Source organism: Paenibacillus sp. LT-B23, assembly GCF_059417685.1.
This window is the reverse complement of sequence record NZ_JBSQBM010000003.1, coordinates 112,147-138,405: the sequence shown is the minus strand read 5'-3', so window position 1 is coordinate 138,405 and position 26,259 is coordinate 112,147. Positions and strand designations below refer to the sequence as shown.

General features: G+C 45.2%; 27 protein-coding genes, 1 pseudogene and 1 other annotated feature. Of the genes and pseudogenes, 9 read left to right on the top strand and 19 right to left on the bottom strand.

The genetic code is table 11. From position 1 onward, the window contains the following. The first annotated feature begins 14 nt into the window (after nt 1-14). A complete protein-coding gene (gene ahlS / locus ACWXW9_RS05485; RefSeq protein WP_494928618.1) occupies nt 15-863 on the top strand; it encodes an AhlS family quorum-quenching N-acyl homoserine lactonase in 849 nt (282 codons plus the stop codon). A gap of 249 nt (nt 864-1,112) precedes the next feature. Here the strand turns inward: ahlS and ACWXW9_RS05480 are convergent, their stop codons facing one another. Both ACWXW9_RS05480 and ACWXW9_RS05475 read right to left on the bottom strand, forming a co-directional pair. Further along, nucleotides 1,113-1,676, bottom strand: coding sequence for a GNAT family N-acetyltransferase (locus tag ACWXW9_RS05480; protein WP_494928617.1), 564 nt, complete (start codon nt 1,674-1,676; stop codon nt 1,113-1,115). A 64-nt stretch (nt 1,677-1,740) separates the two neighbouring features. Beyond that, the gene (locus ACWXW9_RS05475; protein WP_494928807.1) at nt 1,741-2,103 is read right to left on the bottom strand and encodes a DUF2500 domain-containing protein; all 363 of its coding nucleotides are present in this window, start codon (nt 2,101-2,103) and stop codon (nt 1,741-1,743) included. A gap of 408 nt (nt 2,104-2,511) precedes the next feature. Between ACWXW9_RS05475 and nrdI the strand changes: the two genes are divergently transcribed. From nrdI to nrdF, 3 genes are all read left to right on the top strand, one after another. After that, entirely contained in the window at nt 2,512-2,871 is a 360-nt protein-coding gene (nrdI, locus tag ACWXW9_RS05470; RefSeq protein ID WP_137062615.1) for a class Ib ribonucleoside-diphosphate reductase assembly flavoprotein NrdI, read from the top strand. Further along, entirely contained in the window at nt 2,858-4,942 is a 2,085-nt protein-coding gene (nrdE, locus tag ACWXW9_RS05465; protein WP_494928616.1) for a class 1b ribonucleoside-diphosphate reductase subunit alpha, read from the top strand. The genes nrdI and nrdE overlap by 14 nt, the downstream gene beginning before the upstream one ends. Before the next feature lie 207 nt (nt 4,943-5,149). Beyond that, the gene (nrdF, locus tag ACWXW9_RS05460) at nt 5,150-6,115 is read left to right on the top strand and encodes a class 1b ribonucleoside-diphosphate reductase subunit beta (protein ID WP_452511042.1); all 966 of its coding nucleotides are present in this window, start codon (nt 5,150-5,152) and stop codon (nt 6,113-6,115) included. Nucleotides 6,116-6,414: 299 nt separating this feature from the next. Here the strand turns inward: nrdF and ACWXW9_RS05455 are convergent, their stop codons facing one another. Both ACWXW9_RS05455 and ACWXW9_RS05450 read right to left on the bottom strand, forming a co-directional pair. Then, on the bottom strand, nt 6,415-7,173 hold the full coding sequence (locus ACWXW9_RS05455) for a hypothetical protein (RefSeq protein WP_494928615.1): 759 nt from the start codon (nt 7,171-7,173) through the stop codon (nt 6,415-6,417). Nucleotides 7,174-7,279: 106 nt separating this feature from the next. Continuing rightward, complete coding sequence (locus tag ACWXW9_RS05450) at nt 7,280-8,185, bottom strand: LysR family transcriptional regulator (protein WP_494928614.1); 906 nt, start codon at nt 8,183-8,185, stop codon at nt 7,280-7,282. 135 nt (nt 8,186-8,320) lie between these two features. Here ACWXW9_RS05450 and ACWXW9_RS05445 point away from each other — a divergent pair. Beyond that, nucleotides 8,321-8,898 (top strand): annotated as a pseudogene (locus tag ACWXW9_RS05445) (LysE family translocator). A gap of 245 nt (nt 8,899-9,143) precedes the next feature. Here the strand turns inward: ACWXW9_RS05445 and ACWXW9_RS05440 are convergent. Next, nucleotides 9,144-9,569, bottom strand: coding sequence for a VOC family protein (locus tag ACWXW9_RS05440; RefSeq protein ID WP_494928613.1), 426 nt, complete (start codon nt 9,567-9,569; stop codon nt 9,144-9,146). Nucleotides 9,570-9,922: 353 nt separating this feature from the next. Between ACWXW9_RS05440 and ACWXW9_RS05435 the strand changes: the two genes are divergently transcribed. Continuing rightward, nucleotides 9,923-10,561 (top strand): copper amine oxidase N-terminal domain-containing protein, encoded by a 639-nt coding sequence (locus tag ACWXW9_RS05435; protein WP_494928612.1) that lies wholly within the window; start codon nt 9,923-9,925, stop codon nt 10,559-10,561. 78 nt (nt 10,562-10,639) lie between these two features. On the opposite strand, the gene ACWXW9_RS05430 is transcribed toward ACWXW9_RS05435, so the two are convergent. The 10 genes from ACWXW9_RS05430 to ACWXW9_RS05385 all read right to left on the bottom strand — a co-directional run bounded on the left by ACWXW9_RS05430 (nt 10,640) and on the right by ACWXW9_RS05385 (nt 20,151). Next, nucleotides 10,640-12,727, bottom strand: coding sequence for a class I SAM-dependent methyltransferase (locus ACWXW9_RS05430; RefSeq protein ID WP_494928611.1), 2,088 nt, complete (start codon nt 12,725-12,727; stop codon nt 10,640-10,642). A 108-nt stretch (nt 12,728-12,835) separates the two neighbouring features. Then, nucleotides 12,836-13,204, bottom strand: a complete 369-nt coding sequence (locus ACWXW9_RS05425; protein ID WP_494928610.1) for a hypothetical protein — start codon at nt 13,202-13,204, stop codon at nt 12,836-12,838. Beyond that, on the bottom strand, nt 13,152-13,583 hold the full coding sequence (locus ACWXW9_RS05420; RefSeq protein ID WP_494928609.1) for a hypothetical protein: 432 nt from the start codon (nt 13,581-13,583) through the stop codon (nt 13,152-13,154). Before ACWXW9_RS05420 ends, ACWXW9_RS05425 begins: the two co-directional genes overlap by 53 nt. Further along, nucleotides 13,552-13,683, bottom strand: a complete 132-nt coding sequence (locus ACWXW9_RS05415; RefSeq protein WP_494928608.1) for a hypothetical protein — start codon at nt 13,681-13,683, stop codon at nt 13,552-13,554. Before ACWXW9_RS05415 ends, ACWXW9_RS05420 begins: the two co-directional genes overlap by 32 nt. 213 nt (nt 13,684-13,896) lie before the next feature. Further along, nucleotides 13,897-14,244, bottom strand: a complete 348-nt coding sequence (locus tag ACWXW9_RS05410; protein ID WP_494928607.1) for a DUF3024 domain-containing protein — start codon at nt 14,242-14,244, stop codon at nt 13,897-13,899. A 231-nt stretch (nt 14,245-14,475) separates the two neighbouring features. Further along, nucleotides 14,476-15,447, bottom strand: coding sequence for a glycoside hydrolase family 43 protein (locus ACWXW9_RS05405; protein WP_494928606.1), 972 nt, complete (start codon nt 15,445-15,447; stop codon nt 14,476-14,478). Between the two features lie 41 nt (nt 15,448-15,488). Then, on the bottom strand, nt 15,489-16,874 hold the full coding sequence (locus ACWXW9_RS05400; protein WP_494928605.1) for an arabinan endo-1,5-alpha-L-arabinosidase: 1,386 nt from the start codon (nt 16,872-16,874) through the stop codon (nt 15,489-15,491). Between the two features lie 81 nt (nt 16,875-16,955). Next, entirely contained in the window at nt 16,956-17,798 is an 843-nt protein-coding gene (locus tag ACWXW9_RS05395; RefSeq protein WP_149094866.1) for a carbohydrate ABC transporter permease, read from the bottom strand. A gap of 27 nt (nt 17,799-17,825) precedes the next feature. Beyond that, the gene (locus ACWXW9_RS05390) at nt 17,826-18,716 is read right to left on the bottom strand and encodes a carbohydrate ABC transporter permease (RefSeq protein WP_134910278.1); all 891 of its coding nucleotides are present in this window, start codon (nt 18,714-18,716) and stop codon (nt 17,826-17,828) included. A gap of 91 nt (nt 18,717-18,807) precedes the next feature. Beyond that, nucleotides 18,808-20,151 (bottom strand): ABC transporter substrate-binding protein, encoded by a 1,344-nt coding sequence (locus tag ACWXW9_RS05385; protein ID WP_494928604.1) that lies wholly within the window; start codon nt 20,149-20,151, stop codon nt 18,808-18,810. 508 nt (nt 20,152-20,659) lie between these two features. On the opposite strand from ACWXW9_RS05385, the gene ACWXW9_RS05380 reads away from it, so the two are divergent. Continuing rightward, nucleotides 20,660-21,589 carry an ArsR/SmtB family transcription factor gene (locus tag ACWXW9_RS05380; protein ID WP_494928603.1) on the top strand — a complete coding sequence of 310 codons (930 nt, stop codon included), beginning with the start codon at nt 20,660-20,662 and terminating at the stop codon, nt 21,587-21,589. A gap of 57 nt (nt 21,590-21,646) precedes the next feature. On the opposite strand, the gene ACWXW9_RS05375 is transcribed toward ACWXW9_RS05380, so the two are convergent. Both ACWXW9_RS05375 and ACWXW9_RS05370 read right to left on the bottom strand, forming a co-directional pair. Then, a complete protein-coding gene (locus ACWXW9_RS05375) occupies nt 21,647-22,357 on the bottom strand; it encodes a DUF1361 domain-containing protein (protein WP_494928602.1) in 711 nt (236 codons plus the stop codon). 81 nt (nt 22,358-22,438) lie between these two features. Further along, nucleotides 22,439-23,044 (bottom strand): DUF1349 domain-containing protein, encoded by a 606-nt coding sequence (locus ACWXW9_RS05370; protein WP_494928601.1) that lies wholly within the window; start codon nt 23,042-23,044, stop codon nt 22,439-22,441. A gap of 189 nt (nt 23,045-23,233) precedes the next feature. Further along, nucleotides 23,234-23,472, top strand: a binding site (T-box leader). A 42-nt stretch (nt 23,473-23,514) separates the two neighbouring features. Between ACWXW9_RS05370 and ACWXW9_RS05365 the strand changes: the two genes are divergently transcribed. Then, on the top strand, nt 23,515-24,699 hold the full coding sequence (locus tag ACWXW9_RS05365; RefSeq protein ID WP_494928600.1) for an aminotransferase class I/II-fold pyridoxal phosphate-dependent enzyme: 1,185 nt from the start codon (nt 23,515-23,517) through the stop codon (nt 24,697-24,699). A gap of 42 nt (nt 24,700-24,741) precedes the next feature. On the opposite strand, the gene ACWXW9_RS05360 is transcribed toward ACWXW9_RS05365, so the two are convergent. Further along, on the bottom strand, nt 24,742-25,215 hold the full coding sequence (locus tag ACWXW9_RS05360) for an NUDIX hydrolase (RefSeq protein WP_494928599.1): 474 nt from the start codon (nt 25,213-25,215) through the stop codon (nt 24,742-24,744). A 131-nt stretch (nt 25,216-25,346) separates the two neighbouring features. On the opposite strand from ACWXW9_RS05360, the gene ACWXW9_RS05355 reads away from it, so the two are divergent. Continuing rightward, nucleotides 25,347-25,670 carry an iron-sulfur cluster biosynthesis family protein gene (locus ACWXW9_RS05355; RefSeq protein ID WP_494928598.1) on the top strand — a complete coding sequence of 108 codons (324 nt, stop codon included), beginning with the start codon at nt 25,347-25,349 and terminating at the stop codon, nt 25,668-25,670. A gap of 3 nt (nt 25,671-25,673) precedes the next feature. On the opposite strand, the gene ACWXW9_RS05350 is transcribed toward ACWXW9_RS05355, so the two are convergent. Then, nucleotides 25,674-26,228 (bottom strand): GrpB family protein, encoded by a 555-nt coding sequence (locus ACWXW9_RS05350; RefSeq protein ID WP_137062593.1) that lies wholly within the window; start codon nt 26,226-26,228, stop codon nt 25,674-25,676. Nucleotides 26,229-26,259: the final 31 nt, after the last annotated feature.

The following is a 26,259-nucleotide window of genomic DNA, read 5'->3' as shown; positions in this document are numbered from 1 at the left end:
GGGAGGAAACAAACATGCCAAATATTATTAAACCGCGGCCTAAACTGTATGTGATGGATAACGGACGAATGAGCATGGACAAGAACTGGATAATTGCGATGCATAACCCGGCTACGATTAACAATCCTAATGCGTCAACAGAATTCGCAGAATTCCCCATTTATACAGTATTGATCGACCATCCTGAGGGAAAGATTCTGTTTGATACAGCATGTAATCCGAACTCGATGGGCAGCGAAGGGCGTTGGGCCGAATCAACGCAATTGGCATCTCCTTGGGTGGCCAGTGAGGAATGTTACCTGCATAACCGGCTGGAGCAGTTGAACGTAAGACCCGAGGAAATTAGGTACGTCATTGCCTCTCATTTGCATTTGGACCACGCGGGGTGCCTGGAAATGTTCACGAACGCTACCATTATCGTACATGAGGATGAGTTGAACGGTGCGCTGCAGAGCTATGCCCGTAATGTAAAAGAAGGAGCTTATGTCTGGGCGGACATTGATGCATGGATCAAAAATCACTTGCAGTGGAAAACAATCAAACGCCATCAGGATAACCTGGAGCTGGCTGAAGGCATCAAGATCCTCAACTTTGGCAGCGGGCATGCTTGGGGGATGATAGGCTTGCATATTGAACTGCCGGAGACAGGGGGGATCATCCTCGCTTCGGATGCTATTTATTCAGCGGAAAGCTACGGTCCACCCGTCAAGCCGCCAGGCATTATTTATGATCTGCTTGGTTACCGGGATACGGTGGAAAAAATCCGCACTCTGGCTGCACGGACGAATTCTCAAGTGTGGTTCGGTCATGATGCTAATCAATTCAAACAATTACACAAATCAACCGAGGGATATTACGAATAAAATGTTCAATATGTCAGGTATCTACCCCAAAAGCCCGCAATCTCGCGGGCTTCTATGATTCGCTTGTCTGCAATCGCACCTGTAGGAATTTCAAAAAGAAAAATACTTACAAAGTATACAACCAGTAAGAAGTTCGCACTTTGCAGAGAAAGTCCTTTGGCTAAGAGAAATAAGATGAGCGAGTCCCTGTAATCTCACTCATAAAAAATTGAAGAAAGCTGACGGAATAAAATAACTTATGTGCTTTCATTATCGAGATTCCGTCGTTTGCTCCGCAGCCTTATACTCACTTCGTAAAATGCCCATTTGAATGATGTCATAGTATTGGCCTTCCCTGAACAGCTTTTGCCGCAGCCGACCTTCCTCCTTGAAGCCGCAGGCCAGATAGCAGCGATATGCACGCTCGTTGTATGTATAGACCTCCAGCTCCAGCCGATTCAGGTTCAGTGTATGAAATACAAATTTCTGTAATAGCCGGATCGCTTCACGTCCGTAGCCTTTGCCCAGGTTATCATCGCGCCCAATCACAATGCCGAGCGTGGCGTGCCGATTCAACCAGTTGATTTTAAATAAATCCAGTTGTCCAATATAGTCCAGTGTGTCTTTATGTGCAATAACAAAGCCCTTGATCTCGGAGTTACCGTCGATCATCATCTGTACGTAGGCTTCGCTATTCGTCTGAGAATGAGGATAAGTAAAAACATCGCTCAAACCGCGTGTAATATCCGGGTCATTGACCCATTTTCGTATTTCCGGTATATCCTCCTGACGATACTCTCTCAGCACGATGCGTTCCCCAATCATATGCGGCATAGTACATCTTCCCTTCGGTTATGTATGGGTATCCTGGCAGTTACCCGCCCCCAGCTAATGTGGCTTACGCTTCCATCACTCTTACGAACTCCAGAAAACGTGTCCCTTTATAACGAAGCTCCCCACGATCTCCAATGACAATCATACCAAAATCCCTATCCTTCACCTCCAGCTCCTTACGCTCGCCCCCATCAAACTCAAAAGTAACATAATAATCTGTCGAAGCTGAAAAATCGCCTGAGCCCCCGCGAGCCCTCGTTCTCTTGTCCACCACCTTGCATGAACGTTGCTCCAACTCAGCAGCTTGATTCGAAAGCCCTGTACCGATTGCCTTGGCAATGATAGCAATAAATCCAATTGCAATGATTCCAAAAACGATAAAAAATATGGCATCAAACGACCCTGAATCCATAAATCCATTTCCCATCATACGTATTCCCCCTACAGTAAAAGGTAGATTTACCACAGTATCTCCTATTGACAAATCGTACATCTTCATCCTTCAAAACTCCAGTACATTTGTAAAATTCGCACGAAAAAAAAAGTTATTCTGCTTATCCCGCACCCCGCTTGGACTTGCCCCCAATCCTTGTGCCCAACCTTTTAAAAGTGATTGACCTCACCTATATATAGATATAAAATAGAAATCGTACTCTAAATATAGTGTGCAACGCGTATTTTACACATATATCTTGAAAATACAGATATGGAAGTACCGATATAAATAGGCGTAAAAATTTTGGCGAAGCACAGCCAGCAAGGGGTTGCGAATCTTTACAGGATTTCGAGCCTTGGGCAGATGCTGTTTTGCCAAATGTCAAGGAGGATGAATACAATGCTGATTGCTTATGATTCCAAGACCGGCAATGTAAAAAGATTTATCGGGAAGCTCAAGCTTCCGGCGGTCCAAATCCAGGAGCAAATGACTATAGAGGAACCATACGTACTCATTACATATACAACGGGGTTTGGACAGATACCTGAGAGGGTATCTTCCTTTTTGCAAAAAAATGCTCAAAACCTCGTGGGTGTGGCTGCCAGCGGCAACCGTAACTGGGGCGAGAGCTTTGCCAAAAGCGCGGATTTGATCTCCGACCATTACAACGTGCCTGTCATCAGTAAATTTGAATTATCCGGAACGTTCGGCGATGTAGAGCGTTTCAAACAGGGGGTGAGCCGAGTTGCGGCATATTGAACTGAACAACATGTTGATGAAACGCGATACAGATGGCTTTTTCCAATTGGAAAAGGACCAAGAGGCTGTAGACGAATTTATGAAGGAAGTCGAAGAACGGAGCTTGAAGTTTGCAGATACAGCGGCTAAAGTGCTCTACATGATTGAGAATGATTATTACGAAAATTTCTATAGTAGCTATACAGCTGACGAAATTAAGGACATTTTCCATATCACTCATAGCTATAATTTTAAATTTCCTTCCTATATGGCAGCATCCAAGTTTTATACGGATTATGCAGTGAAGAGTAATGACCGTAAGGTTTATCTGGAGCACTACCCTGACCGGGTGGCGGTCGTCGCCCTGCATTTGGGACGCGGTAACGCCGATACGGCGCGCCTGTTGTCCCGCTCGATGATGGAGCAGCGTCTCCAGCCAGCTACGCCAACCTTCCTGAATGCAGGCAAAAGCCGTCGTGGAGAACTGGTGTCCTGCTTCCTGCTCGAAATGGACGACTCCCTCAACTCGATTAACTACGTGCTAAACACTTGCATGCAGTTGTCCAAAATCGGCGGCGGTGTCGCGGTCAACCTGTCGAAACTGCGGTCACGCGGCGAGGCGATCAAAGGTGTAGAAGGCGCGGCTAAAGGAATTATGCCTGTGCTGAAGCTGATGGAGGACGGCTTCTCCTACGCGGATCAGATGGGTCAACGTAAAGGTTCCGGCGCAGCATACTACAACATTTTCGGATGGGATGTACTGGAGTTCCTGGATAGTAAAAAAATCAATGCCGACGAAAGAGTACGTCTGAAGACACTCTCCATTGGACTGATTGTACCTAACCGCTTTTATAAGCTGGCTCAGGATAATGAGCCGTTGCATGTATTCGCTCCTTACAGTGTATACAAGGCCTACGGTACCCATCTGGACGATATGGATCTGGATAAAATGTACGATACACTGCTCGCTGACGACCGGGTGAAGAAAAAGGTAGCGATGAGCGCGCGTGACATGCTGACCAAAATTGCCATGATCCAGCTGGAATCCGGCTATCCATACATGATGAACAAAAGTAACGCGAATCAGGCACATGCTCTTAAAAACGTGGGTCAGGTTAAAATGTCAAACCTGTGCACAGAGATTTTCCAATTACAGGAAACCTCTGAAATTGCAGATTACGGCCAACAGGATACAATCCGTCGGGATATCAGCTGTAATCTGGCTTCCCTCAACATTGTAAATGTGATGGAGCATGGCAAAATCCGCGAATCCGTTCACGAGGGGATGATTGCCCTGACTTCGGTCAGCGATATGACCCAAGTCGCGAACGCGCCGGGTGTTGCCAAGGCAAACCGTGAGATGCATTCTGTCGGTCTGGGTGTCATGAACCTGCACGGCTACCTTGCCAAGAACAAAATTGCTTATGAAAGCAACGAAGCGAAGGATTTTGTCCGTACCTTCTTCATGACGATGAACTATCACTCGCTGGAGAAAAGCATGGAAATCGCCCAAGCGGCCGGACAAAGCTTTTATGGCTTCGAGGAATCGGATTACGCGACTGGCGTGTATTTTGACCGTTATCTGAATACCGATTACCGTCCGACAACGGCACGGGTACAAGAGCTATTTGGCGGCATCTATATTCCTTCTCCAGAGGATTGGGACAAGCTGAAAGCAGACGTGCAGAAGAACGGCCTGTATCACGCGTACCGTATGGCGATTGCGCCGACGGCCAGCATTTCATATATTCAAAATGCGACGTCCAGCGTAATGCCTATCGTAGAGCAAATTGAAACACGTACCTATGCGAACTCGACGACCTATTATCCAATGCCTTACTTGCAAAGAGATAATGTGTTCTTTTATAAATCCGCGTATCAAATGGATCAGTTCAAAGTGCTGGACTTGATTGCAGAAATTCAGCCTCACGTGGATCAAGGTATTTCGACCGTGCTTCATGTGAACAGTGACGTGACTACACGCCAATTGGCACGTTGCTATCTGTATGCTGCTCACAAAGGACTCAAATCGTTGTACTACACACGTACCAAAAAGCTGTCTGTAGAAGAGTGCCTCACCTGCTCGATCTAAGACCGTACTTATAAATTAACATTAGAAGACCTCATATATATGGATGCTTTTCATTAGAAGCTGTATCCAGCGCGATGTTCCGCCCTTTATGGGTTGGGACACGGCCTCGCGGATGCAGCTTCCGTATGTCAAGCATACGATGATTCGCCTATATCACCTTATTGTGACTCTAGGAAATCTCGGAAGCTGAAGGGAGAATGCTAAACAATGACAGGTATACAAGCTGTAAACTGGAACCGCTCGGACGATGATTTCACATTAATGTTCTGGAATCAGAACATTATGCAATTTTGGACGGATGATGAAATTCCGCTGTCCGACGATAAAATGAGCTGGGTCACCCTCAGTGATATTGAAAAAGAAGCCTACATGAAAGTATTAGGCGGCTTGACGTTGCTTGACACGATTCAAGGCGGCGTGGGTATGCCGCAGATTATGGAGCATGTGGACGGGCTGCAACGCAAAGCTGTACTGAGCTTTATGGCGATGATGGAGCAAATTCATGCGAAGTCGTACAGCAGCATTTTTACAACCCTGGCTTCTACGGAAGAGATTGATGATATATTCCGTTGGGTAGAGGAAAATCCGCATCTCCAGACCAAGGCGGAAACCATTCGTCAGTATTATATGAATATTCATACGCCAAAAGACTTGTATCTCGCTATGGCAGCGTCAGTGCTGTTAGAAAGCTATTTATTTTATAGCGGCTTCTTCTACCCTCTCTATCTGGCGGGTCAGGGCAAGATGACATGCAGCGGAGAAATTATCGACCTGATTTTACGGGACGAAAGTATTCACGGTGTTTATGTGGGTGTGCTGGCACAGGAGATTTATGCAGAGCTGGACGAGGAAGAGCAACGGGATCTGTACCAGACGCTGGTAGGGTTGCTGCGCTACTTGCACAATAACGAGGAGCAATACACCGAGCAAATTTATGCTCCTATCGGGCTGGTGGACGATGTCAAAGTCTTCTTGCGCTACAACGCTAATAAGGCCATGATGAACCTGGGCTTTGATCCGTTGTTTGAAGAAGAAGAAGTCAATCCAATTGTAATCAACGGCATTAGCACTCACACCAAGCAGCACGATTTCTTTTCTAAAAAAGGAAACGGCTACGTGCGTGCAATGAATGTGGAGCCGCTGACTGATGAAGATTTTAATTTTGGAGTGTAGGTAATAGGTATATGTGAAAATAGTTTGTTTAGGTGATGCTGAGGAAGACCACTCCGCGGGTGGATGGTTCTTCCGATCGCTGTTGTCAGGGGATTCTTTTGGATCAGAATTTAAGGTTAGAGTCCCCCGGCAAAGGCGAACGCTTCGATTCTCCAGAATCCACCCACTCGCTGCGTTTCTCAGCATGATTCAATATCCAAAAGTATTTTACATATTCATAGAAGTCGTTGAGTTATTTATATTTACAAACCATACAGGCACCATCTAAGAACGAGTTATAGTCATCTCTGCATACTGAGTCATATATCTTTGTATATTTGTAATACTTCCAAAAGAAAATTCTTATCATACCCTGTTTTTTGATGGAGTCGATCACACCATGCTTTAATATCCTTTATCTCAGGTTCATTTATAATTCCAGTCGTCGTACTCAGAAAACTCGACCAGTTATAAAACTCCCAATGTGCAATTTCGGATAAATATGAAATCCTGCATTCTAGCAAAGGCGACTTTTTTATCGTGTTCTGAGAAATTTCCGCCGCCTTCCAAAATGTCGAGAGCTCCAATGGTGCAAGATCGAACTTCTGACGACTCATTTTACCATTAGGTCTGTGATATAAGATTGTAACTGCATCCTGATGCGGTTGAACCTCAATTTCTGCTGCTGGAAAAAAGCCTGTTAATTTCTCTGATGTAAAGCTTGGATGATCTGCATCTACTAATACTGGAATCAACCATTGGTCTCCCAAGTCGCATAAATAACGTCTGCCATCTTCGTTTTTAGCGATTACAGCGACGTGCGCCTCTGCTGTCCCCAAATCATGGCCGATGGGATAAGCTTCAATTCCTTCTTTTTTAAATTCGTGCAGCAGCCATATCGCTAAGTCAAAACAATTACCTGTAATCCCATACCGCTCATGGTGCTCCTTCATTAAAGACACATCTCTCTGTTTCTTTCCGTCCGTTTTCCTATAAAACCAAGCTTTCGTTAACGTCTCCATCGGAAAGGTATTAAACTTTTCCCATACAGACAAAATCTCGTTAGATGCTAACATCATCAGCCTCCTCAGTGTACCAAGAAAATAAAGTATTAGATCGTGAAGATAAAGTTGTAGACTATGCAATGGTGATAAGACATTAATAAGTTATACTTCCTCGATACTCTTAATTGATTAAATCCACTTCTTTATCAGTAACACTGATTGACTTTAAAACAAGTTCAGAAAAAGCTTTAACTGCTGGAGACAACCATTTTTTCTTTTTTATCAGCATATGTGAGTATATTGGGTCAAATTTTTCAGAATGACTTAAAATTTCAAGCTTTCCTCTTACTACATCTTCTTTAACTGTAATATAAGGCAAAACAGAAAATCCAAGTCCACTCATAACTGTTTGTTTAATTGCCTCTATACTCCATAACTCCATTGTTTGAAGGTGGTGAATGTCATGCTTTAAAAGATATCTTTCAAACATTGTCCGATAACTACAGCCTTCTTCATTTGTAATAAAAAAATAGTTAGTGTTATCTTTTTTATATTCATCGAAATGATCTGGGCCGTCATTGCTACTCACTAGGACAATTTTCTCCTCGACTAAAGAATAATGAATGCATTTTTCCGGATTTATTTCCGGGTAGACCATTAAAGCAACATCCACCCGTCCACTTATTAAGTTAACTTGATTTTGCCCACATGTACCGTTGGTAAGTATGATTTTGACATGAGGATATTTTAAGGAGTATTCCCTTATTATTGGACTTAATCTGGAAATCGTTAAAGACTCTGGTGCAGCCACTTTTAATACTCCCTTAATCTCTTGGTTGCTTCGTATGTTTCTAATCTGGTCATGAGTAGAAAGTAGGTCTTCTGCCAAAGGTATTAATTCTCTGCCTAAATGAGTAAGCTTCAAATTTCTTTTTTCGTAAGTGAAAAGCTCCCCACCAATCACATCTTCAAGGGACTGTATATGGGAAGTGATAGTGGATTGAGTATATCCTAACTTGGATGCAGCCCCTGTATAGCTTCCGATTTCGATAATAGTTTGAAATGTAATAAGTTGCTTAATTTCCATCCCATTTTTCTCCTTAGGTTCAATGATGTATCGAAAAAAATGATAATGCTTTTAAAAATTTAAATTTTATTTATGGATAATTTCATCATACAATAGAAGCCTTCTGATAGTAAATTAGTAAATGAAGGTGAAACTATGAGTATAGTGGCGTTTCTATCGTATGTGATGATTACATCTATAACGCCTGGTCCAAGCAACATCTTAATGATGAATGAAGCACGGAGGTTTGGCTTTGTTGGGTCGTGGAGATTCAATAGCGGTATCCTAGCAGGGTTTGCGGTACTGGGGATTATGAGTGGAGTATTTACAACAGGTCTATACAATTGGATACCTTTTGTAGAGCCGTATTTTAAAATGGCTGGTGCAGCATATCTGCTCTACTTGGCATGGCAAGTGGGTTTGAATAAAAGTTCAGGGAAGGATTCCAGTGATGTGCAATCCACTTTCTTATCAGGTTTTATCCTCCAGCTCATAAATGTCAAAAGCATTTCGTTTTTTTAACGGTCATGAGTGCTTTTATTTTGCCGTTTAATCATTCGTTTGATTCCATCGTTTTTTATTTGACTTTATCCATTTTTCTAGGATGGCTGGCGTTACTTTTATGGTCAGGGTTCGGCTCGATTTTCAAAAAGTTCTTTGCTAAACATGACAAGTCATTTCGATTAATTATGTGTTTGTTGTTGATATACTCAGCGATAAGTATTTTTATTTAAAACTAATAAGGGGATAAATCCTTTCTCATTTTGTTAGAAGGATGATAAAGCTTACAGAAGCGTGGATGGACTAAAGAGAGATACTTTAGCAGATTGGTTGTAGTTCAGTGTGAACATTAATGTCTATTCGATTTTCAAAATATGGATGTAATCCGCCTTCTTTTATCCCACCAAGCCAGAACGAGGATTCATACAAAAAAACGGCCAGATCGCCAAGGTAGCGAAATCAGGCCGTTTTCCATTGTTTAAGGCCGAGCCTCCGTGAAAATTTGAAAAGTGACACCAAACTTGTCCGTTACATTCCCATAAGCAGGACTAAAATGGGTTTCTTGCAAAGCCATCCCAACCTGTCCTCCTTGCTGTAGAGCGTCAAACATTTTTCTGGATTGCTCAACACTGTCGGTGGTAATACAGATGCTCACCTGATTCCCGCTGCTAAACGGCGATCCGGGAAAGGTGTCGGAAAACATAAGCTCTGTCTCACCGACTTTGAGCGTAGCATGTCCCACACGTGCCTTGACCTCTGCTGGAATCGGAAATTCCGGATTTTCAGGCATTTCACCGAAGGTTTGGATAAAAAGCAGCTGGGCATCCAATGCCTTTTCATAAAATTGAATCGCGTCCTTCGCATTTCCATCCATCGTAATATAGGGGATCAAACGCTTTGACATTTTCAACACAACCCCTTCATTTTTAAAGTTATCCCGTCATTTCTCCTGTATTATATGCAAAAAGTGTTAAGAAAAACAGAGTTGTTTGTTATCTTTCTTCTACCGAAATGCCAAGCTGCTGCTCCAGTTCCTTCATCATTCCTCCTTCTTAAATTTTTCAAGCTTCGCCTGCTCAATCACCTGCCGAATGAAGGGCCCTTTGGTATATCATTTTCAAAATCGTTTTTTCCATAATTATGGTACATTTTCGGGATGCTGCTACCGATATATTTTATATAGCCCAAAACTGTAAACATTTTCTTATACTTTCGGGCTTATTACACTCACTTCGAATAACAAGGAGATTACGATTTATGAAAAAGAAAGTCGGCATAACTGCTTCTGTCTTACTGCTCGCTCTATCCGGTTCTTTATCCGTATCTGCTCATCCGGGCAGAACAGATTCCAACGGTGGCCATACCTGCTGGACCAACTGCTCGAAATGGGGCCTTTCCTACGGGGAATATCACTATCATAACGGGGGTTCTTCCTCCAGCAGTTCTTCCTCTTCCAGCAGCTCGGCATCCAAGAAAACCACGAAATCAAAGCAAAAATCAAAAGAGAAGCAAAGTAAACAACAGAGCCAAAAGCCCGCTTATACTACATCCAATCTGAAAGTACTCGTGAATGGAACGCCTATTTCTTTTACAGCCAAGCCCATTGTCTACCAAAATACAAATCTTGTTCCCTTGCGCGATATAGCTGAAAGCTTGAAAGCTGAGGTCGTGTGGGATCACGGTACTGGAACCATAGGGGTGACCAAAGCCGACCACAAAGTCACGTTAACCCTGGGAAGCCAAACCGTATTTTACAACGGACAAGCGGAACAAATTGCTGTGGCCCCCAAGACGATCAATGACACCACTTATGTGCCTGTACAGGTATTCGCCGAAGGATTGGGTGCTCAATTAATCTATGATGAAAACACCAATACACTAAAAATCTCTCTATAAGCCAGCCAAAAAGCCTCTTGATCGCACTTGGCGCAATCAAAAGGCTTTTTTTGTTCAGCTACATCCGCTTAACCCACTCTATTGCGGCTTCTCAATCACAATCAGGCAAGTGCTATCCGGCAGAGAAACAGGCTCTCCCTGCTCATCGGTAAATTCAATACGCCCGGCCAACGCTTCCGCATAGCCCTCCTGCAAATAGTGACGGCTTTCACGAATTATTGCCTGCGATCCAAGCGTGCGACGAATACACTCTTCATACTGTGAAGGAGTTAAATACCCAAACTGCTCCTGCACTTCATGCACATAAGCTTCTGTTCCCCACGTGTAGGAGTATAGAAATTCCATCGCATCGTTCACAGGCAAAATAGCCTCATGCTCACTCACACGCTCCACTTCAATGTCGCGACCTGCAAAATCTTTGGCATATCGCAACAGCCATTCCATTCCGTCCGGCTCCAGGAACCGGATTCGTCTACGCTGTTCTGCCGGTTCAGTCATAATGCCGTCACGGATAATGATCCGTCCGCCCGGTGCCAGCACACGATAGGCGCTTTGCAAAGCAGCCTCTACCGTATGCAGATTGAATCGGGTTCCATCCCGTTCGATGTAAGAATACAGCTCATGGAGAATGGAAGAGAAAATGACCGTATCCATGCTCCCCGGCTCTATAAATTCCTCCAGTTGGAGAGCATCTCCTTTAATAACATCCCAGCGGTGGCCCTCCAATTGCTTTTTACGTTTGAGCGCTTCAATAACATTCACAGAAATATCAAGTCCCATCGGCTTCGCGTCTGGTATCTCCTGTTCAATTAGGTCCAGCAGCACACCCCCGCCCGGTCCGATATCCAGTACTCGAGTTCCCGTCACGTAATCCAGTATGACCTTTTTGTAATCTACAGTTAGGTTCATGTCCGAAAGGTACGTCTCCTCATTGTGAAAACGATCATAAGCATCACGGCGCAAACCGAACAGATCAAACAGCAGCAATATGGCTTTGTCATACAAAGGCGTTTTTTCCGCCTCGATGCAAAAGTCGATCAGCTTCTCAGCCGCAGATGAAAAATGAAAATTGAAAAATACAGTACTCTGCAGTTCCTCTTTATGCTCCACGATCACATTCAAATGAGGATTATGCTTCCGTTTTCCTTTCAAGATATCCTGCCAGGATAACGCGTGTAAATATTTTTCAATCATCCGTTTTTTATAAACGTTAATTTTCTTGATGCCGCGGTAGTCATAATGCATGGTGTTCATGAGCGATTCAAAGCTGATATGACGCACCGTTGCAGGCAATTCCTGTCCTGTACCATCCCGTAACGTGAGCAAAAACACCTTCACCAGCTCCTGAAGCGAAAAATCCTGTAAAGCCGACTCCACATACCAAAGCGTCCGATTCTCCAAGGGAGCCAGTGCCTTATCTACATTCAACTCGCGCTCCAGCTCACCGTAGGCCTGCTCAAATGGCTCCCCTTCATGAATAGAAACCGACCGTAATCGTTCCAGCCGTTCCTTTACACTCCAGGCCACAGGCGCGTTATCCCATGCGATCCAGCCAATCAGTTGCTCCACTTCACTCCGTACCTGCTCCCATAATTCAGGGTCTACCCCGGCGATAATGCACTCGTTCAGCGCCCGTAAGGCAAGCTCCAGTTCCTCGTGGCTTAACCAGCCCTTACGGGTAATTTCCAGCAGCGTCCGATTTTCCGCAAAAGGAATTTCGCCCCGTATATATTGTCCGATTAATCCATGGGTCTCAATCAGAATCCGAGTCATAGTATTGCGGGGAAACACCGGTTTCTCCGCTTGAGCCTGTCTGACGTACAGTTGGGCGGAACCGATATTATGCACAAATAAATTGATGCCCTCCTGCTGCCAGCGCAGCCGTTCGCGAACTGTGCCTCCTTTGGCCGTCTCAGACCAAACCAGCACGTCTTCTAGCAGCTCCTTAATCCAGAAAGACAGCGGAAGCCCGTCCAAAATATGCAACGTATGCTCCACATAATCCAGTACGGGATTAGCATCCTTTAACTCCCCTATGGAGTGGATGCGTTCCAGATTCACAATGCGCTCCTCAGCCGAAACAAGCAGCTTCAGCCAAGTTGGCGTATCCCAGGCCAGATCGTTTTCTTTCCGATAGTTAGCAATGGCTTTTAACGATTGCAGCATTTTTCCTCACCTCGATTGATTCGGATTCGGTATAAACGTGTGATAGGTAAGAGCCTTGTATAAACTACACTTTACCATACATTTGCAGCTTCCATCCCGTGGAAAATATTAAACATTTTTATCAGTCCTGCGTTTGACATGCTTGTCAAACGCATACATGACCCCCAGATGCACTTTGGCCTGTGTATATTTATAAATAAACCAGGGCAGGGACGGCACATAATCATGAATCGCTACGACACAAGTATCCGTACCGGGGATTTGCAGAAATTCGAGCCTGCCCCGATGATCTTCTTTCACCGTGGCAAAGGTGCCTCCTGTGATCCGGTACAAGGCATACTCGGAATTGCTTTGCGCTCGGTCATAGGTCATTTCCAGTAACGGCTTATGGCTCCCTAAGAGATAAAGCTTGTAGGCATTCTGCTCACCTGCCTCTACACGTACCCAGGGCTTCGCAAAGGCTGGAAGCCAAGCCAAATAGTGCTCCCCCGCCCTTCCCCGGCGGCAGCTTGATCCGCTGCACCGAGCGCACATCGGATTTTAGGGATCGGATCACTGACTTTAACGGCTGCTTCGGCTTGGTACGGGCACGCTCCATCTGCCGATGCTCTTCCTCCTGCTCCAGTGACGTTCGCGCCGCCTCGTCAAAAGGAATACGCCCGTCGCTGATCCCCTGAACCTTGTGCTTCGGCTGTGCCACCATCGGATGAGCCAAACTTTCGATCAGCGGGTAAGCCATTTCTTTTGGAGCCCCAGTTACCAGTGTAACCCAGAGGCGAGACAACTTAATCGTCAGCAGTGGCACATTGAAAAAACGACGCCTTTTATCCAACATATCCGCTGTTCGTTGCATCATCTCCCTGTCCGTCACAGCGCAATTCGTGGCCTCCCGCCTTTTGTGCCCCTCTCTTCATCTTCACTTCCCTGCTGTTCATCCATCCCGCACTGCTCCCCATTCATTATACGCTCTGTGTTTCACATACCCTGATTTACAGTACCCGTAACAATTTCAATCACAAGCGGTGGAGAACGTGACGGTGTGTTCCACGACAAAACAAATAACCGCAACTCCCCTACCAGGAATTACAGTCAGCTTGTATGCTTCCATGTGCAGTTCAGTGGTAACTTTCCGACGGTTTCCATCTTCTGATCCTCAAGCTGCCGTTTCGTTAACCTGTCCAAAAAATACCCGCCGGATCTATTTCTATCTGTTCAAGCTGATCTTCAAAGCATGGGTTCGGAGCAATTTCTTTCACGCTCTGCCAATGCTCATCCTCTTGCCGGACATACACATGCCAGTTGCTTTCTTCCCAGCGGAATTGGACAATGTCTGTGTGATCCCATGTCTCGGATTCATAAGACGGTCTTTCCTCCGTCAGGGTCAGGCGATTATCCTCTATATGATAGGTTAGCCGTACGTCGGAACGCACAGAGCCAGGCACCTTCAATGCAATGTAACCATTCAGCAGGTATTCCACCTTTTTGACAGTAAACGGGTCAATCCGTTCGCTCACCATTTCCACTCCTTTTATTAATTCGTAAATATTACGATTTAAATATAGCAGAAACCTGAGTTTTTGAAAAGGGGCACCCCGCTACTGTGAAAACAAAAAGATATCTCCCAGCCTTACGGCTTAGAAAATATCTTATTACCCTTGTTATGTGCAGTTAATTTATTATTCTCTGCATCGTTCAGAAAGTTGTGTCGCTGCTATGCAACACGTCAACTCCTGTACCATTCGTATCGCTTATTTACCGGCAGGAACTCCATCCGGTACAGGAATGCCAAAATCAGGAGTTCCGTCCTCATTCCAGTTCAACGGCTGGACACGTGTATGGCGATTCGGGTCATACAGCGGGTCACCCGTAACTTCCTTGTAGTTCCGTGCATGATACACGATGACATCATTACCGTCAGCCCCAACCGTAAAGCTGTTATGACCCGGCCCAAACTGGCCCGTTTCTTCATTCGTGCAAAATACCGGCTGAGGTGATTTCGTCCACGATTTCGGGTCGAGCAGGTCTGCATTTTCGTCCGCTGTCAGCAGTCCCATGCAATAATTGTAGTCGGTGGCGCTGGCTGAATAACTGATAAAGATTCGTCCGTTCCGTTTCAGAACTGCCGCTCCTTCATTCACCTTAAAACCGATGACTTCCCAATCATATTCAGGGGTGGAGATCATCACCTGCTCACCGCGCAGCGTCCACGGATTGCTCATTTCAGAAATGTACAGATTGGAATTGCCGACAATGTCCGGATCCTTCTGTGCCCATACATAATACAGAACTCCATGATGCTGGAAGGTTGTGGCATCAAGCGCGAACGTTTCCCAACGGGTTTTGATCTGCCCCTTTTCCACCCATTCTCCTTCCAGCGGGTTGGCCGAAGCATTTTCCAGCACGAACATCCGGTGGTCGAACAGGCCTTCCTTCGTTTCTGTAGTGCGGGCCGCTGCAAAATAAATGTACCATTTACCATCAATAAAATGAATTTCCGGTGCCCAAATGTTGGCGCTTAACGGGCCTGTTTCATATTTGTGCCACACGGCGACAGGCTCTGCTGTATTTAATCCCTGAATGGTAAGTGCCCGTCGAACCTCAATGCGATCATACTCGGGTACGGACCCGGTAAAGTAATAATATCCGTCACTATGCTTGTAAATCCAGGGATCTGCACGTTGCTCAATAACCGGATTAATAAAAGGTACAGGTTGATTCATGGTTCTTCTCTCCTCTATATATAAGTATGTAGTTCATACAATTAATCGCCGATACGCTTACCCCAGATGGAAATTCCCTTGTCGTCCATCCCTGTAAAAACTAAAGTTTGGCGACCCAGCTCCCAATCCCATGAAGGAAGTAAAAGCAGTTGTTCCTTGGTTCCTTCGGATGTATCGCTCCAATCCATTGTTAAAGTACGCTTGCCGTCAAATCTCCAGTGGCCTTCAAGCGTTCCACTGGTTGCCCGACCTCCATCTTCCAGACGAAGCGATTCAGCTTCCACTTGGCCGTCCACTTCCTGCTTCATCACGATGCGTTCCCAACTGCCGGATAATAATCTATGAGGTATGTCCTGTTCCTTCTCGCCCGCATACCGTTCCGGTGATATGACAGGCCAGCCCTCAGCGGTCCATAATATTTTGCGTACATGCAGATACGGCCATCGCTTATCCGTCTCTCCCCGTGCATGATGCACGATATAATAATCCTCTCCGTCCTTCAGGACGGAATTGTGACCCGGCGCAATCCAGCCTTCTCCTTCGCTGAACCGATAACCACCCAGTACCTTGTTCCCAATCTCGTATTGGGGCAAATAGCTGGTATCTGCCATATCATGTCCATTGATATCCACATACGGCCCTGTGATTGAATCCGAGCGGGCAACGCGTACATTATAGTCCTCGAACAAAGAATCATATGAGACAAACAAGTAATATTTACGGAATGCGGGATTGTACACAATGTACGGCCCTTCCACAGCACCGTCCTCTGTTGTCCGATCTCTGGCGGCTATATTTTTGCCGTAGCCGGACTCCTTCAGCTTTCCAGTCTGGGGATCAAGTGGCGTAATATAAATACCTCCAAAAAACGAGCCGTACACCATCCACGAATTCCCCTCCGCATCCAGCACCGGATTGGCATCAATTGCATTCAGCTTGTCATGCTCCTTCGTTTTAACGACCAGCCCTTCATCCTTCCACGGGCCTTCCGGCGAGCTGGATGTCTGCAATCCGATGGCTGATCGTGTGCTGCCAAAGGTAGAGGCTGAATAATACATCCGATAGGTATCGCCCATTTTAATAACGTCTGGTGCCCACAGATTGGTTGCTGACGACCATGCCTCCGCTTCCTTGGGAATGCCGGGCAGTGCATACTGTACCCAGTTCCAGTGAATCAGATCGGTCGATTTGCGCACCATAACCCCCGGTCTCAGCTCTCCGCCTACCTTTACATCCGTGGAGTAGACATAATAGCCCTGATCTGTTTTGATAATCGCCGGATCATGCGCATTGTTAATCGTCCATTCCTGCTCATCGTTTATCGTACTTTGATCATACAAGTGATCGGGAGGCGGAGCCTGCGGGTACACAGGGTCCGGGGTATTATCCCCACAGCCGGATAGGCCCAGCATAAGCAGCATCACCATAACTGTATTCTCCTCCTTCCTTTACCCATTACATATTTCGATTGCCTTGCATCATTCATCCGTGCCCTCCAGTGGCTACAATTAACCTTTGACACCGGAAATAGCAACCGACTCAATAATCTGTTTCTGGAAGATCAGGAATATAATCAGCACAGGTAACAAAGCGATTATGGAAGCTGCCATAATGAGCGGATAATCAGTCTGAATGGCATAGGTCGCATTAAAGTTCGCTATGACCAGCTGCAACGTCTGTGTTTCCGGTGAATTCAAATAAATAATAGGGGCCAGATAATCATTCCAAATCCCCATGAACCATAAAATAAGCTGTGCAGCGATAGCTGGCTTAATGAGCGGGAACGTAATCGACGAGTAAAGTCGGAAATAAGAGCTTCCGTCAATTTTGGCAGCTTCGATAATGGCATCCGGTATGCTAAGTAAATACTGGCGCAGGAAAAAGATCATGACCACATTCCCAAACAGACCCGGAACGATCAGTGGCAGAAGCGTGTCTACCCAACCGAGCTTGGAAAACATCATAAACTGTGGAATCATAACCGTCGGATACGGAATCATCATCGATGCGATCAGGGCCAGAAACAGTTTGTTTTTATGAGGAAATCTCAGCTTTGCGAATGCAAAAGCGGCCACACTGGATGTAAAAGTACCAATAACGGTAACACTTACTGCTACAATTACACTGTTTTTAATCCCGCTGAGCAAAGGCCCTGCTTCCCAAATCTCCTTGTACTTGCTGAACTGGAACACTTCTGGTATCCATACTGGCGGAAGAGCAAAAACATCCTGCTTTTCCTTAACGGAGGTGGACAGCATCCAGAGCAACGGTGCGATCATCACAATAGCTCCAATGGCCAGGGCAATAAAGATAATCGTATTGGTAACTTTTGTTCTTTGACTATGGGACATAATCAGACTCACTCCTTTCCGCGAAAATCAATCCCCATCAAAGGATGACTTTTCATTCATTTTGAATTGAATCAACGTTACGATAAAAATGAAGATGCCGAGAATCATAGCCATCGCGGAGGCATAGCCCATTTGCAGGTTTTTGAATGCCTTATCCCAAATATAGAAGACGATTGAGGCGGAGGAGTATTCTGGACCACCCGTTGGTGTCATAATGTTCATTTCGGTAAAAATTTGCGAACCGCCAATGATATTGGTTACGACCAGGAAAAAGGTTACCGGCTTCACCATTGGCCATGTAATGTTGCGGAACATTTGGAATCCGCTGGCTCCATCCAGCTCTGCTGCTTCATAATAAGAGCGAGATACACTTTGCAACGCCGCCAGATACAGCAACATGGTATAGCCAAGACCTTTCCAAACCGTCATGAGAATCAAGGCTGGCTTGACTGTATCCTTATCCATCAGCCAGTTAGGACCTTTGATGCCGAACAGCTCAAGAAATTGGTTCACCAGACCATAGTCTCCGTTGTATGCCCAGTTCCACATAATAGAAACGGCAGCCAAAGAAGAAATAACCGGAATATAGTAGATCACACGAAATGTCGTCGTGCCTGGAATCTTGCGATTCAACCCCAGTGCTAGCAGTAAAGCTAATACTAAACCAATTGGAATACCCAGCATTAAGAAAAGAGTATTGTACATAGATTTGTAAAAGAGCTCATCGCTAAATAAATCCCTAAAATTGTCGAGACCAATAAAGTTCATTTGTCCCAATCCGTCCCAATCTGTAAAAGAGCCGTATAACGAATAGACAAACGGGAACAACGTAAAGATTAGCAGACCGAGAATAGGAGGAAGAATAAATAAGTATCCATATATCTTCTCTTTGCGGTAGAGATTAGATTTGGTTATCACAGGGCTCACCTCTGTTTCTAATTTGGAATGAAGATGATGCCAGCAGCATGATATCAGCCACTAACATCATCCCTTATCCGCTATTTATGCATTATTTCTGTGATTTTTTCTCTTGCTCCACCGCTTTATCCAGCAGTTTCTGCATCTTTGGTTGCTCCTGCTTTACATAGTCCGCTGCTGTAATCTTACCGTCCAGCACAGGTTGAATATCGGTGAAGAAAATATCGTACCATTCGGCGTTATACGTATAGTTGCCTGGCAATGAGCGACCATAGTCATTCACAATATCAATAAATTCTTGTTTGTTAGCAGGCTTGGTTTTCGTATCTTTGGCCCACTCATCCGCCATATCCAGCAGATTCGGAATTTGTACCTTTGCGTCTACGAGCTGCTTCATTCCTTCTTTGGAAGTCGTCAGATAGTTGACCAGAGCTACAGCTTCATCCGGGTACTTTGTTTTAGAGGAAACACCGATACCCAGAGAACCAATCCAAGTTGCCGATTTGCCAGTCGATCCTGCCGGGAAAGGCAATAGATCATATTCAAATGGCAGTTTTTCAAATGTACTCATATCCCAAGGACCTACCGGGAAGAATGCCATTTCGCCCTTCATCCAGCGTTGATAGGTATCCAGTGTTTGTGATTGTTCAATACCAGGTGTAATTTTATATTTGTTTTGCATATCAGCAAAGTACTGAAGCGCTTCCGCAAATTTCGGATCATCAATCGTTACTTTGGTTTTGCTCTCATCCAGCCAATCTGCCCCATTGCTCCATACAAAGGCTTGTAATGCCCACTGAACGTTAAAGCCTGTACCGTATTGATCTGGCTTGCCGTCACCATTTGTATCTTTGGTCAACTCTTGGCTGACCTTGATGAATTCATCCCATGTATACGGTTTGTCTTTATCAGGCAAGGGAACGCCCGCTTTTTCGAACATCGTTTTGTTGTAGCCGAGTGCGAATGGACCCAAGTCCTTCGGCATACCGTAAATATTTCCTTGACCGGCCATTTTACCGTCATAGCGATACAAATCCACACCGTATTTCCAAATGTTATCCAGATTTATATCCTTGTTCTTCTCAATGTAAGGGGTGAGGTCCTTCAGTACCCCACTATTTACATAAGCCTTCACATCTCCAGGGTTAAAATAAAAGACATCTGGAAGATTATTCCCAGTGATCGCAGCTCTAAGTTTTGTAGCATATTGATCCGCTGCTGTCACGACCATTTTAACCTTCACGCCAGGATGTTCTTCTTCAAATTTCTTAATGACTTCCTTATATGCCTTCTGCTCATCTGTTCCGCCACGGAACATGAACGTAAGCTCCTTGCTTCCATCACTACTGGAGCTTCCTCCACTACAGCCAGCCAGTGCAGCAACCATCATCAACAGCACAACCATTGTCATTGCAAAACCTTTTTTCTTTATCAACGCGACCCCTCCTAAAATTGAAATGAAACCGCATACATATAGTGTTAAAATAAACTCATACCACTTGGGCTGTATTCACCTGTGCGGTACATCATCTGTTGTACACTCAGCCTGTGATCATCATCCCTCTCATGCGCCATATAATTAACATTTTACTTTATCAATAATGTATTCGTTTACAAACAAAATATAGCATGCCGTTCAACGGTTCGTCAATGTATTTTTAAATCTTTTTAAACAAATATAAAGTATAGAATTGAATAGCATGAAAAGTTAAATTAAAACGTATTTAAGTTAATTTCAACTTTATAATTCAATTAAATAACTTTAATACGTTTTATTTTGGTGAAAAATCGATTCTGAGGTTCGTTTCACTCTCCTTTTTGTTTTCATAAAAATAATTTACAGCAAAGCCGTTTACTTCTTTCTGATTTTATTTTAACATAAGTCAAAACAAATATATAAGCGCTTACATTACATTTTTTAGAGATAAGGAAGGTCTATAGCTATGATTTATATTAAGGACTTAATGTCAGGGCTAGACATTTTCAAAGCGCTCGGTTCGGAAATCCGCATTCAAATTCTGGAATTACTCGCCGCCCATCAAGGACAAAGTATGAATGACATCGCTAACAAACTTGATCTGAGCAACGGCACGATTACGATGCATATTCGTAAGCTGGAGGAATGCGGCCTTGTCGAGATCAATACCGTGAGTGGCAAGCACGGAACCCGAAAAATGTGCTATCTGAACAAGGAAAAGCTGATGGTGGACTTGCGTAGCAGAGAGCAGAAGAATGTGTATGAGGTTGAAATTCGCATCGGTCATTATAGTAACTATCAGGCAGTACCTACCTGTGGCTTGGTGACCAGAGACAGCATTATTGGCGATTTTGATGATCCCCGCTATTTTGCAGATCCCGGGCGGCTGGATTCTGAAATGATCTGGATGGCAGATGGCTTTCTGGAATATCGGATTCCTAACTATCTGAAAGAGAATCAATTCTTTACCGAAATTCAATTTTCCGCAGAGCTGGGTTCGGAAGCACCGGGTTATTGTGAGGAATACCCGTCCGATATTTGTTTTCATGTGAATGATATTCCCATCGGTCACTGGACCAGCGCCGGAGACTTTGGAGAAGTGCCCGGGGTCCTCAACCCCGATTGGTGGCCGCCGCACTTGAACCAATACGGCATGCTCAAATTAATCCGCATCAATCAACATGGAAGCTTCATCGACGGATGCCGTATATCCGAAGTCACACTGGAGGATATCGGCCTGAACTATAAAAGTGATATTACATTACGTTTATCCGTATCCGATCAGCCGCAGAACAAAGGGGGTCTCACCATTTTCGGCAAAAGATTCGGCAATTTCAGTCAGGATCTGCTGGTGCGTGTGCTTTATGAAGAACACGGGGAGGACAACGTTAGCTGATGGCTTCCCATATGTAAAAAGGCCGAAGCCCGTATTCGTGGAATACGTATCCTCGGCCTAAGCTTGCTTCTCCTCACTTAAAGAGATATAGATCAACAGATAAAAAATGACCGCGATTCCAAACACCAGCCAGCTAAATGACAACAAATGAAGCCTTGCTCCGGCATGTACCACCCATTTCCAAACCTCCATCACGATCACTATGGGTTGCAACGCCATATCCCAGCTATTCCAGCGAGCAAATCTGCCGATATATACACCCACACTGGACAGCCACAGGAACATAAAAACGATAACCCACGCAAGCCAGCCGGAACAAACCTTTTGCAGCATATGGTGGATCATAAATATACAAATGGAAGTAAGAAAAAGACCAATCCCGGCTGCCGAAAAAGACGTAAATAAGATCAACCAAAATTGAGTATTCAGCCAAAAACGCGAGTCAGGATTCACATCATAAAAACGGAATGCATGCAGTAATTCAGTCAGCAAATACAGCGCATTCGGCAGAAAAAACAGCCATACGACTCCGGCAATTAATAAAAGAAGCCTTCTCACTTTTATGTTTCCCAGCCTGGATAAGGCGAGCATTCCCAGAGAAATCAAGACTGGAACCCAACCCAGAAATATATCCCAGTACAAAAATTGATACATTTTCGTCCCACTTATGGACTGTACATACATAATAAGCCCATAACATCCCAACGTAGCTACAAACAGTACACCCAATAAGCCGGGTAGCTTATATCTCTTTCCTTTAAACAACAAACTCTTGTCCAGCCCCCTGCCTGAATATGCGTATATACGTCATGCTGCCATACTTGTTTATAGAAATGCTCACTCCGTTTATTACACAGTTCGTATGTCCCCGGTTACGTGATTCTCCACAGTCAAGGCATCAAAAGTAACATCACAACCTTCTCCGACCGGAGATTGTGCAACGACCCCAACCTTTAGCTCGTTTGGAACATCCATGCCAAAATATCTCGCCAACTTCCATTGCTGCCCGTCTGATGAATAATGAAAAGCAAAGCAATTGCCGGCTCTTGCCACTCGCAAATACGGATTGGAAACGTCCATCGTCCCAGATATACAATCATCGGATGTATCCCGTGTGACCACACTAAGAATAGAGGGAGTGCTTTCAAAATATTCAAAGCATAGCTTGGCCCAATGGGTATCATCCGCCATAATCATCAAGCATCCTGAATCATAAGGCTGCTTCATATCGACACGAACCCTCGTCCATATTGTAAAATCACCTTGAAGCGTTGTATGCAAAAAGGGTGCAGACGATTTTATCGCTGCGCCGGACGGATCTCTAAAGAAATCCGCCTGTGAAGGTGCAGATACCTGTAAATTCTTGGATTCATCGAATCTCCATACAGTCGGTTCGTTGATCCAGCCCCATCCTGTAGGCAAAACCTTGCCGTTAAAGCGTTCAAATACGTTCATATGGACACCATCCCTCTCTAGCCAATATAGTCAAGTATCATGGTGAAATCGGGGGCCCAATCCCCTTGATACCACTATATACGTTATTTTCCAATCGTCAATGATGATGCTCCTGTCTTTAAATTCATAAAAAAAGACTTGCCATCCTGAAATGTTGTGCTTATAATTACACCTAACTTGATACGGTAACAAATTTCAATGACGAGAACGAGTAAGCTATACAGCGGATTTGCAGAGAGTTGGGGCAGGTGAAAGCCAACATTCCGAGGGTAGCCGAACGCCATCTCCGAGAAGCGGGCTGAACTTGTAGTAAGCTCTGCCGCCTTTCCAGCGTTAACCGGAACACGTATTGATGGATACGTGAACAGAGTGTCATTTCTTATGGAATGAAACTAGGGTGGTAACACGGGTATAAACTCGTCCCTTTACAGGGGCGGGTTTTTTTGTTTTTCAAAAAGGAGGAAATCAACATGACGAACGTATCGACCACAGTATCTATAAGCGATTTTTTAACTCCAGCTGTACGGGAAATGCCGCCTTCAGGCATCCGTAAGTTTTTTGAATATAGCGCAGGCAGAAAAGATATTGTTTCGCTTGGTGTCGGTGAACCGGACTTTGTGACCCCTCAACATGTCAGAAAGGCTTGTATCACAGCACTGGAAAATGGCAAGACCTCGTACACACCGAATGCTGGCCTTCCCGAGCTGCGTGAGGAGATTGCCGGGTATCTGGAGAGCAACTTTAACACGTCCTACAATCCGGCAAATGAAATCATGGTAACGATCGGTAGCAGTGAAGCGCTGGATTTGGCGCTCCGCGCCCTGATTACGGAACACGATGAAATTCTCATTCCGGCTCCCTGCTATATTTCGTATTCACCGATCACGTTCCTGAATGGAGGGCATACAGTAACGGTTGAAACCTCTGCTGATCAGCAGTTCAAGCTGACGGCTGAAGCGCTCAAAGCCAAGCTGACTCCACGATCCAAAGTGCTTATTCTCTGTTATCCGAACAATCCGACAGGTGGAGTAATGACTTATGAGGACTGGCTACCGATTGCCCGCTTGGTGGAGGAGCATAATCTAGTCGTGATCTCCGATGAAATTTATGGTGAACTGACCTATGGACAGAAGCATGTAAGCTTCGCCGATTTGCCGGGCATGAAAGAACGAACCCTGCTCATCAACGGCTTTTCCAAAGCCTTTGCGATGACGGGTTGGAGAGTCGGCTATGTATGCGGCCCGCAGGAGCTGATTTCAGCCATGCTGAAAATCCATCAATATACCGTTATGTGCGCTCCTATTATCGGGCAAATTGCCGCTATTGAGTCCCTGCGCCACGGGCTGGAGGAAAAAGACCGCATGATGGAATCGTACAATCTGCGCAGAAAATGGTTTGTTGAAAGCTTGCGTCAGACAGGACTGCCGTGCCATGAACCGAACGGTGCCTTCTACGCTTTTCCATCCATTACACACACGGGCTTAAGCTCAGAGCAGTTTGCCAAGCGGTTACTGGAAGAAGAGGGTGTCATTACCGTACCCGGCTCCGCATTCGGACCGGGCGGCGAGGGCTTTATCCGCTGCTCGTACGCATCGTCGCAGGAACAACTGGAAATTGCCTTGGAGCGCATCAGCGTATTCTTGAAACGTCTGTAATCAGCTCTCCATATCGTGAAATGAACGAGCACTGGATAATGACTACTTTAGCAGCTCCTGAATAAGCGTTTTCTGGTGTGCTGGCAAACCTTCCGGCCATTCCCCTACACGACAATAACAAATGTCAGAGATTTCGGAGCTTGGTTGGAAAGTACCCGGAATAACCCGGCCTGTAAAAATGAGATCCACACGGTTCGGCGTCTGGCCAAATCTGGCTCGCGTCAGTGAGGTGACCTGTACCTCCAGCCCGGTTTCTTCCCGGACTTCACGCCGCAGTGCGGCTTCCGGCTGCTCCAGCTCCATCCAGCCGCCGGGAATCCCCCACGGCTGCTTCCGGTATACGTGCTTTAATAGTAGCACTTCCCCGGCATCATTCGTAAAAATGCCCAACACAGCAACCAGAAATTTGTGTTGCGCCCGATACACCAATGCATTTTTCAATCGGGTGAACGGCATATGCATATACATGAATACAAGCCAATCTCGCGGGATTTTATTTATCAGCTTCGCCAGCATCGTACACCTCCTGTTGGGCATTTTTCACATGGATCATCGTTTGCTTATGTTGAGTGGGGAGCTTAAATATGTATAATCTCAAAAATATAACATGTAATGACCTATTCCACATAAAGGAGCGACATGACATCATGAACATTCAAATCAGTCCACTGGCTGAACAGCGGCTTACACAAATTCTCGGTGATCAACCGGGCTATATCAAGCTTTTTTACGACACAGAGGGCTGCGGCTGTGATGGTATTACGGTACTAAAGATCGTCAGCGCACCGGACAACGACGATATAGAAGTACAGACGGGAAGCTTGCCTTTTCTCGTTAGCGGTCAGCAGGCGATTTATTTTGAGGAATCCATGCGCCTTGATGCAGACGAGAAGTTCCCTTCCTATAAACTATCCAGCGATTCTACCTTCTATAGTAACAATGTGAAAACCCGGGATGTCCGGCCGTCCTAATCTTTAGGATGGTCCGGCATCCAGAACGTTTTGCACAAAATCGGTTTTAGCGTCCGTGTACGCTTCACGATCATGCTGATTTTCCATCGCCAGCTTCCTTTTTAATGCATCATATTGCTGAACCAGCTCAGGCCGTTCACGAAGACGGTTCCGAAACAACAATTGTTGATCCCAATGCTCCTCATGTTCCAGCATGAGATGCAGATGTCCCTTTCTTTGATCCTGTTCCACTTTAACCAAAAATCTTCTCCATTCCCGACCATCCAGCTCAGGCGGAACATAGCTCCAACCTGCTGGTTGCAAAGCAAATACAATCTGTTCCAGCCTATCCCAGGATTCCAATTTTGCCATAATGTCTATAATGGGCTTGGCGGAAAGATTGGGAATTGCCGTGCTTCCTATGTGCTCCATTTCCGTCACCTTAAACGGCAGTAGCAGCTCCCGCAACTCGTGAATAACCTGCAAGCCCTGCTCTGACCAGTCAGGATCAGGATTCACTATTTTTACAGGCTCCGTAGCCCACACCGGCCAATGTTCCTGATTTTGCTCCTCATGCATACCTTATCCTCCTTATCTCCGCTCATGCATT

What these genes read in the sequence shown, in the direction of transcription:
- ahlS (WP_494928618.1), top strand. Translation starts at nt 15, where the DNA reads ATGCCAAATATTATTAAACCGCGGCCTAAACTGTATGTGATGGATAAC.
- ACWXW9_RS05480 (WP_494928617.1), bottom strand. Translation starts at nt 1,676, where the DNA reads ATGCCGCATATGATTGGGGAACGCATCGTGCTGAGAGAGTATCGTCAG.
- ACWXW9_RS05475 (WP_494928807.1), bottom strand. Translation starts at nt 2,103, where the DNA reads ATGGGAAATGGATTTATGGATTCAGGGTCGTTTGATGCCATATTTTTT.
- nrdI (WP_137062615.1), top strand. Translation starts at nt 2,512, where the DNA reads ATGCTGATTGCTTATGATTCCAAGACCGGCAATGTAAAAAGATTTATC.
- nrdF (WP_452511042.1), top strand. Translation starts at nt 5,150, where the DNA reads ATGACAGGTATACAAGCTGTAAACTGGAACCGCTCGGACGATGATTTC.
- ACWXW9_RS05455 (WP_494928615.1), bottom strand. Translation starts at nt 7,173, where the DNA reads ATGATGTTAGCATCTAACGAGATTTTGTCTGTATGGGAAAAGTTTAAT.
- ACWXW9_RS05450 (WP_494928614.1), bottom strand. Translation starts at nt 8,185, where the DNA reads ATGGAAATTAAGCAACTTATTACATTTCAAACTATTATCGAAATCGGA.
- ACWXW9_RS05440 (WP_494928613.1), bottom strand. Translation starts at nt 9,569, where the DNA reads ATGTCAAAGCGTTTGATCCCCTATATTACGATGGATGGAAATGCGAAG.
- ACWXW9_RS05435 (WP_494928612.1), top strand. Translation starts at nt 9,923, where the DNA reads ATGAAAAAGAAAGTCGGCATAACTGCTTCTGTCTTACTGCTCGCTCTA.
- ACWXW9_RS05430 (WP_494928611.1), bottom strand. Translation starts at nt 12,727, where the DNA reads ATGCTGCAATCGTTAAAAGCCATTGCTAACTATCGGAAAGAAAACGAT.
- ACWXW9_RS05420 (WP_494928609.1), bottom strand. Translation starts at nt 13,583, where the DNA reads ATGATGCAACGAACAGCGGATATGTTGGATAAAAGGCGTCGTTTTTTC.
- ACWXW9_RS05415 (WP_494928608.1), bottom strand. Translation starts at nt 13,683, where the DNA reads ATGGGGAGCAGTGCGGGATGGATGAACAGCAGGGAAGTGAAGATGAAG.
- ACWXW9_RS05410 (WP_494928607.1), bottom strand. Translation starts at nt 14,244, where the DNA reads ATGGTGAGCGAACGGATTGACCCGTTTACTGTCAAAAAGGTGGAATAC.
- ACWXW9_RS05405 (WP_494928606.1), bottom strand. Translation starts at nt 15,447, where the DNA reads ATGAATCAACCTGTACCTTTTATTAATCCGGTTATTGAGCAACGTGCA.
- ACWXW9_RS05400 (WP_494928605.1), bottom strand. Translation starts at nt 16,874, where the DNA reads ATGGTGATGCTGCTTATGCTGGGCCTATCCGGCTGTGGGGATAATACC.
- ACWXW9_RS05395 (WP_149094866.1), bottom strand. Translation starts at nt 17,798, where the DNA reads ATGTCCCATAGTCAAAGAACAAAAGTTACCAATACGATTATCTTTATT.
- ACWXW9_RS05380 (WP_494928603.1), top strand. Translation starts at nt 20,660, where the DNA reads ATGATTTATATTAAGGACTTAATGTCAGGGCTAGACATTTTCAAAGCG.
- ACWXW9_RS05370 (WP_494928601.1), bottom strand. Translation starts at nt 23,044, where the DNA reads ATGAACGTATTTGAACGCTTTAACGGCAAGGTTTTGCCTACAGGATGG.
- ACWXW9_RS05365 (WP_494928600.1), top strand. Translation starts at nt 23,515, where the DNA reads ATGACGAACGTATCGACCACAGTATCTATAAGCGATTTTTTAACTCCA.
- ACWXW9_RS05360 (WP_494928599.1), bottom strand. Translation starts at nt 25,215, where the DNA reads ATGCTGGCGAAGCTGATAAATAAAATCCCGCGAGATTGGCTTGTATTC.
- ACWXW9_RS05355 (WP_494928598.1), top strand. Translation starts at nt 25,347, where the DNA reads ATGAACATTCAAATCAGTCCACTGGCTGAACAGCGGCTTACACAAATT.
- ACWXW9_RS05350 (WP_137062593.1), bottom strand. Translation starts at nt 26,228, where the DNA reads ATGCATGAGGAGCAAAATCAGGAACATTGGCCGGTGTGGGCTACGGAG.